General features: G+C 32.1%; 7 protein-coding genes and 1 pseudogene. 1 reads left to right on the top strand and 7 read right to left on the bottom strand.

Annotation, left to right across the window (positions count from 1 at the left end; genetic code table 11):
- Positions 1–883, top strand: an 883-nt coding sequence (locus L696_RS0110125; protein WP_025683540.1) for a recombinase family protein, incomplete at its 5' end; no start/stop codon positions are given.
- A gap of 59 nt (positions 884–942) precedes the next feature.
- Here the strand turns inward: L696_RS0110125 and L696_RS30905 are convergent.
- The 7 genes and pseudogenes from L696_RS30905 to L696_RS31890 all read right to left on the bottom strand — a co-directional run.
- Positions 943–1,230: a hypothetical protein gene (locus tag L696_RS30905; RefSeq protein ID WP_025683539.1), complete on the bottom strand. Its 288-nt coding sequence runs from the start codon at positions 1,228–1,230 to the stop codon at positions 943–945.
- Between the two features lie 192 nt (positions 1,231–1,422).
- Positions 1,423–2,421, bottom strand: coding sequence for a tryptophan--tRNA ligase (locus tag L696_RS0110115; protein WP_025683538.1), 999 nt, complete (start codon positions 2,419–2,421; stop codon positions 1,423–1,425).
- A gap of 197 nt (positions 2,422–2,618) precedes the next feature.
- Positions 2,619–3,833 (bottom strand): MFS transporter, encoded by a 1,215-nt coding sequence (locus L696_RS0110110; protein ID WP_025683537.1) that lies wholly within the window; start codon positions 3,831–3,833, stop codon positions 2,619–2,621.
- A gap of 26 nt (positions 3,834–3,859) precedes the next feature.
- Positions 3,860–4,606 (bottom strand): hypothetical protein, encoded by a 747-nt coding sequence (locus tag L696_RS0110105; protein WP_025683536.1) that lies wholly within the window; start codon positions 4,604–4,606, stop codon positions 3,860–3,862.
- A 3-nt stretch (positions 4,607–4,609) separates the two neighbouring features.
- The gene (locus L696_RS0110100) at positions 4,610–6,115 is read right to left on the bottom strand and encodes a B12-binding domain-containing radical SAM protein (protein ID WP_025683535.1); all 1,506 of its coding nucleotides are present in this window, start codon (positions 6,113–6,115) and stop codon (positions 4,610–4,612) included.
- Positions 6,116–6,196: 81 nt separating this feature from the next.
- Complete coding sequence (locus tag L696_RS30345; protein WP_155985355.1) at positions 6,197–6,337, bottom strand: hypothetical protein; 141 nt, start codon at positions 6,335–6,337, stop codon at positions 6,197–6,199.
- A 453-nt stretch (positions 6,338–6,790) separates the two neighbouring features.
- Positions 6,791–6,912 (bottom strand): annotated as a pseudogene (locus L696_RS31890) (XRE family transcriptional regulator); the annotation flags it as partial.

The raw sequence follows: 6,912 nt of genomic DNA, 5'->3' as shown, positions 1-6,912 counted from the left end.
TACCTTAATTCTGACCAATGAGAAATATTACGGAGCTTTGCTTCAGCAAAAGACGGTGACTGTAGATTTTCTAACCCACAAACGAATACGGAATAAAGGACAGGAGCAGCAATATTTAATTGAGGACAACCATGAACCGATTGTATCCAAGGAAATATTTGAAGCGGTGCAAAAGGAAAAGGAACGGAGGGCCAAGCTGAAAGGGAGCGTGATGGGGGAGAGTAAAAGATACTCCAGTAAATATGCACTGAGCAGTAAAGTATATTGTGGATGCTGTGGAGCCATTTTTAAACGCCGAACCTGGAACAGCAATAATCCATCCAAAAAAGTAGTATGGCAATGCAAAACGTATGTCAATGAAGGGAAAGCAGCATGTGATGCCAAATCGGTTGATGAACCAGTTTTACATTCCGCGTTTGTACGATTGTTCAACCGGATGTATGAGAATAAGAAAGTATTCATGAAGACGTTGAAAGCCAATATTGAATCGGTGCTTTCCAGAAAAGTAGGGCAAGAACAGCTATTGGACATTGAAGGAAAGATGCAACAATTGAAATCCGACTTGAAGGAGTTAGTGAATCTTAAGCTACGGAATCAAATTGATGAAACGGTATATGATGAAGAAACGAACAGACTTTCCAATGAACTCAACGAGCTACGGCAACAGAAGCTGTCACTGGAGGAAGAGAATGAGCAGCAAGCGAAAATTAAGGAACGAGTCGATGAAATTATCCAAATTTTAAGCTCGCGGCAAGATATACTGGAACAATTTGATGATAACCTATTTAATGCGTTGGTGGAGAAGATAACCATTCTCTCACCAGCGCATTTTGTTTTTACCTTGAAAAGTGGAATGAGCATAGATGAAATTATAGAAGATTAATAGATCATTGTTAGAAGCATTGACGAGTAAACGAATCATAGGCTAAAACGATCAATGGGCTAACGAATAGCTGTGGATTGCATGACGGGAAGAATCAATCGAATCCCGTCTTTTACTCCTTCCATATAGATGGATTGTTTGTCCTGACTTAGTTGATAGTCTATTGCTTCTTCCCATTCCGATAGCAGACGTTGAATATCTTCGTTTTGGTTGGTTTTGAATTGATCCATTTGAGTGAATAGATTTTTGTCCTCAGATAAACATGAAGCCTGTTGTTCACTAGCAAGTTCTAACTGATAAAATCGTTGGCGTAATGCTTCTTGAAACCAATCTGGCCAATTTGACATAGTACATTTCCCTCCCGGTTGAAGTGTGTGTATGTTAACTCTGATGGGGAGGGATGGCAAGAATAAATTCATACTATACCGTTTATTATGGGAACTTAGAATAGTTAATACTTTTTTACTTAGTAGTTTGACTGTGATAAATAAATATGGATGAAAATTGAAACAGTAAGAGAGCGTTATGTTTCATTAGTTTTAAACAGTACCGATTTTGTTTTTGATGTCTTTAAGTGATTTAGAAGCAATTTCTCTTGCTTTTTGAGCTCCTGTTTTAAGAATTGAGTCAAGATATGCTGTGTCGTTTAAATATTCAAAGTATTTATTCCGTGAATCTCTAAAATAGTCCTCTATTGTCGCTAACAGTTCTTTTTTTACGTCTCCCCAGGCAATTCCTTTGTAAAATCTTTCACGCATTTTATGAACTTGAGATTCATCGGAAAATTCCTTATACAGAGAAAATAAAATTGAATCGTCAGGATCTTTAGGAGCTTCAGGAGGCAAGGAATTTGTTTTTATTTTAAATATTATATTTTTAAGGGTCTTACTATCCGAAAAAATAGGTAAAGTATTATTATAGCTTTTACTCATCTTTCTTCCATCAACACCAATTAATACTGACGACTGATCAGCTATTTGATATTCGGGTATGGTAAAAGTTTCACCATACAAACTGTTGAAGCTTTGAGCAATATCTCTGGCTATTTCGACATGCTGAATTTGGTCTTTACCTACAGGGATTACATTTGAATGGAATAAAAGAATATCAGCCGTCATTAAAATCGGGTATGTATATAATCCCATATTTATATCAGTATCTGGATCTATACCCGCTTCAATATTTTTATCTCTTATGGATTTATAAGCATGTGCTCTATTCAATAGCCCTTTAGAAGTATGACATGATAAAATCCAAGAAAGTTCGAAGATTTCAGGAATATCAGATTGTTTATAAAAGATAACTTGTTCCGGATCTAAACCTAAAGCCAACCAAGTAGCGGCTGATTTATATATGTATTCCTTCATTTTAGGGCCATTTTTTAATGCCGTTAATGCATGATAATCTGCGATAAAATAAATAGAAGAAAATTGGGGTGCTTTAGATAGTTCTATTGCCGGCTTGATTGCACCGATATAATTCCCTAGATGTAATTCACCAGTAGGTTTAATACCAGTTAATGCGACTTTCTTTTGAATATTCAAAATATCACCATCTTTTCTTTTTTTAGTATATGATATCATTAAAGGGGCTAATTTGTATAGGAATTTCATATGTCTGAACATAAGCAATTTAGCAAGTTAGAGTCTATAATGCTGTACTGTTGGTTTGAATATACACTGCTCTCTTAAGTTGACCCACCCTAAGAACTTAAATTTGGTTATAGCATATAATATTAGTTGTTTTTGATGAAGGGTAGCACCTTGAGATTCATCCCTGTATACAAACTTGTAAAAACAATAAATAGACCTAGTATTGTTAATATCCAAGATGGAGATATAATGGAGGAAAATAAACTGCCCACTAGAATTGAAACTGAAGAAGCACTTCTTGATAAAACGCGATTAATTGAAGAAATCCTTCCGATATATTCATAACTAGTATTTATTTGAATAATACTTTTAATAGCTATATTGAAAAATGATAAACTAATTCCAAATAAAAATATAAGTAAATTACTAATTAAAAAGTTTATTGTAGATATGTTAATAAACAATATTAAAAAAATGCCTATAGCAATCATTGAAAATACATATGTTTTTCTCATTCCAAATTTTTTGCTGATTCTAGAAAAAAAGATTGTACCGATTAATAATCCAAAACCCTGAAATGACATGTACATTCCTATATTTTGGACGGACACTCCATTTTGTTGAAAATGAAGAATAAAGAGAATGCTGTTAGCCCCTATTCCTAATGCTATAACCCAAGTTGAAGTAAGAGTAGAGAGCAGATTTTGATTTTGTTTAAGTATATCGAATCCTTCTTTTAGTTCCTGTATGATGTTTATATTTTTTTTGATTAAGGTTTTTTGTGTTTCATTCCATCTAGTATTTATAAAACAATATCCAATAGCGCTAATTAAAAAAGAAGCAGAATTCAACATAAATGTTCCTGAGTAGTTCAGATGTTCAATAAAAATTGTTCCCAATATGGGTCCTAGAATCAAGGCAATTGAGTTTAATAGTAGCAATAGTGAATTTGCTTCAGATAGATTTTTATTATCAACTAGTGATTTAATTATTGTAATTTGGGTTATAGCCGAAAATGATGAAGTAATTCCTGTCATAATGGTTATAAGGATTAGTATCCAAGGCGCATAAATTTCTGGAATGAAAATTAAATAAAAAATAATAAGTGATCTACAAATTTCGGAAATTACTATAATGTTTTTTTTATTGCTCCTGTCAATAACAGTTCCCGCAAACAAACTTACTAAAATGGTTGTTATAATTTCAATAAAAGATATTAAACCAGTTAGTACAGATGAATTTGTTAATTTATAAACATACAATGGTAATGCGATTAAATGGAACGCGCTTGCAATCTGGGATAGCCCTTGGCAAATAAATAATACAAGGAAGGCAGGTTTTTTTAAAAGTGTCAGCATATATAATTCTCCAAAGGATAAATTTATTAGAACTTTTTGATTGCTATATTAATTATTGTAATGTTGTTCTTAAAAGTATCCTTGAGCGCCATATTAACATTTTGTAGGGTAGACTCTGGAGGCATAAAATGTCCTGATTTATTATTTACTACGCATCCCTTTATCTCTTTAGAATTGTTTTTCACAAATATAATCTCTCCTGCTCCTTGAATAATAATGTCTTTTGTTTTTACTAAATATGGATGTATTAATGAGTACCCTTGACTTGATTTAAATTCTTTTCTAAAAACTAAATCAATAATTGAAATAGGTTGTTGGTAAATAATCAATTCACCATACTTATCAACTATATATATATAAACATTATCAGAGATAATATGGTGTGAATGTGAATAGTCACCTTTTAATGTGTAAGTTTCATTTTGTACTTTTTGAGCAGTAGGTTGGTAATGTTTGATATAGTAGTTATAATCATATTCTAGAAATATTTTTTGGTTTTTGAGATGTTCTTTTATTATATGAAAATTATGTTCAACCAAAATTATTCGACTTGTTTTGTCATAATGATCTTGAAGGATTATTGTTGCTTTTTCTAGCTGTACCGATAAAGCAGCTTTGTCACTCTCGTCATTTAGATTAATAAACATCTTTAATATAGATATTAATATATTATATTTAATGACGAGTGAGGTAACAGAATAATAACCGTATTTTAAGCTATATGTCTCAAGATACGAATGCAATTCGTTTATTTCCTCATGGAATGGAGTCATTTTCTATAGACCTCTCGCTAAAGAATAATCTTTTTCTAACTGATTATTTATTATCTTTTTTAATTCAGTCTGAATCCCCAAAGATTGAGTAAATGAATATATTGAATCATAAAAATAGGATTGTTGTTCAAGAAGTGTGGGTTTTTTTAGAAGAAAATAAAACAATTCTTCTAAAAATAAACTGAATCTTCCGTTGAATAATTCTTTTGTTATAGTCCTAATAATTGATGGAGTACCTGTTCTATTCCAAAATAAATCAACAAGTCTATTAATTACAGTTGCAATTTCAATTTCTTCTTTTTTAAATGTATTTGTTTTTCTGATAGTATAATTCGTGCTATCAAAATCAAAACCGAATTGTTTGATCTGTTCCGCCATTACTGTGTTAGGTAGTATTTTTAATACATTAGAAAGAATCTTTACATTTCCTAAATTGAAGCAGTAATCTAATGTTTCGTACCAATCATTTAGGGATTCATCAGGTAATCCAATAATTGTATTGACATTAACTTCAATATTATAGTCGATGAGGTGTTTTACGTTTTGTTCTATTTTACTCCAATTATTTCTTCTCTTAATTAAACGCAAAGTCTTCTCATGAGCAGACTGTAATCCTAATTCTACTGATAGACAGTTTGCCTGGGCCATTAATTGAATTTCTTCTAATTTTAAATTTTCTGGTTTTATCTCCGCATGAAAAGTCCACGATCGACTATACGTTGTAAGCAGATTTAGTAGTTTGATTGTTCTTTTATTACTAAGGTTAAATGTACCATCAAGAAAACTAATATGTTTAGTATTCTTATCAGCAAAGAATTTCAAATCACTTTCGATACGTTCCATTGTGATACTTTTATATGGTTTATGCCCCTGATCACAAAAAGTACAATTAAAAGGACATCCCCTTGAAGTTTCATATTGAATACTTTCTTTTTCTAGCGATTCATCCATCAGTTCAGGTAATTCGATGTATGGATTAGGTAAGTAATTGATGTTCTCATTATCATCATAAATTATTAAATCTGAAGATGATTCAGGGTGTTCTTTGTAAAGAGTATAAACACCTTTATATGCAGTGATATTTTGGTTCATAGAGAGGCATTTTAAAATGTGGAGTAATGGTTTTTCGCCTTCTCCAACAACTAACGCATCTAATATATTGTTTTCAACTAATTCTTTCAATTCCTTGTTGTCAACGCTAACGTGTGGTCCTCCTAGGACTAGTTTTGTATTGAAGAATTGTTGTTTTGATTTTAATTCATGTATAAGCTCTTTTATTTGGATATGATTCCATATGTACATGGAGAAGCCAATTACATCGCAATTTATGTTGTTCAAGTAATCTACAACGGTTTCATTTGATGTTTGGCAATTAAAGCTTGAAACAATTACGTCAACGTTGATAGAGTTTACACTGGCATACTTATTAATGAATGCCTTAAGTATCCAAATGCCATACGGAGGCAAATCAAAGTCTTCCGCATTAATTGTAAGTAAGCATAATTTCAAATTCTGTCTCTCCTTTCAAAGTAAATAATGTTGTAAAATGAGGAGCAGTATGTCAGCTCCCCATTTCCACAGCTTTAACAATTAACGTTCAGGAGATAAATCAGTTAAGGAACCCCAAAGTAAACTTCTGAGTTCAGCAGGACTTTTTGAACCTTCAACTTTTCTTAATGATTTGAGCAAGTTTTGCAAATCTTTGTTACTAACGTTCTTATCTTGTTTCATAGCAAATCCTCCTTGAAAAATAGTATTTTATGGTACATCATAATTATCCAACATTGTTCCAAAAACGTATATAGCTAATAATGTATTTTTTTGTTTTTTATTGTCGAATAATGAAATTTTGAAATCTAATTTACATACTAGAAAAATAGAATTTGCAAAGTCATATATCCCTTCCACCGTCTCGACACATGTGGAGTGCGTGGTAGTAATATATCGAGATCAGAAGCATTGATGAACGAGGGATTGAGAGCAATATGAATATGTTCCTGCATTCAAAAAAACGCTTTAGGGTTGAGTGCGGGAACATATAATATTTTCATATATAAGGCATGTGAAGTGGGTGGCTTTGCTGGTACGGAGGGGCAATTAATTTGGAGATATAATGGCGGAAATAGTAAAGAGGGGCGGAAAAGTCGAACCCCTCTTTTTGTTGCCTTAAATATGGTAGCATCTTTAGCCTAATGAGGTTATCTTTTGTGCAATAATTTTAGTCATAGCATGTTTGTGAGGAATGCCTGACGAGTTACAGTCGAAAATAACTTCCGAACTATCTTCAATTAACCAGTCGTGATAAT

Origin of the sequence: Paenibacillus maysiensis (assembly GCF_000520815.1) — a bacterium.
Lineage (GTDB): Bacteria > Bacillota > Bacilli > Paenibacillales > Paenibacillaceae > Paenibacillus > Paenibacillus maysiensis.
This window is presented reverse-complemented; position numbering and strand designations above follow the sequence as displayed.

Coding starts and splice junctions, on each gene's coding strand:
- L696_RS30905 (WP_025683539.1), bottom strand. CDS start 1,230: ATGTCAAATTGGCCAGATTGGTTTCAAGAAGCATTACGCCAACGATTT.
- L696_RS0110110 (WP_025683537.1), bottom strand. CDS start 3,833: ATGCTGACACTTTTAAAAAAACCTGCCTTCCTTGTATTATTTATTTGC.
- L696_RS0110105 (WP_025683536.1), bottom strand. CDS start 4,606: ATGACTCCATTCCATGAGGAAATAAACGAATTGCATTCGTATCTTGAG.
- L696_RS30345 (WP_155985355.1), bottom strand. CDS start 6,337: ATGAAACAAGATAAGAACGTTAGTAACAAAGATTTGCAAAACTTGCTC.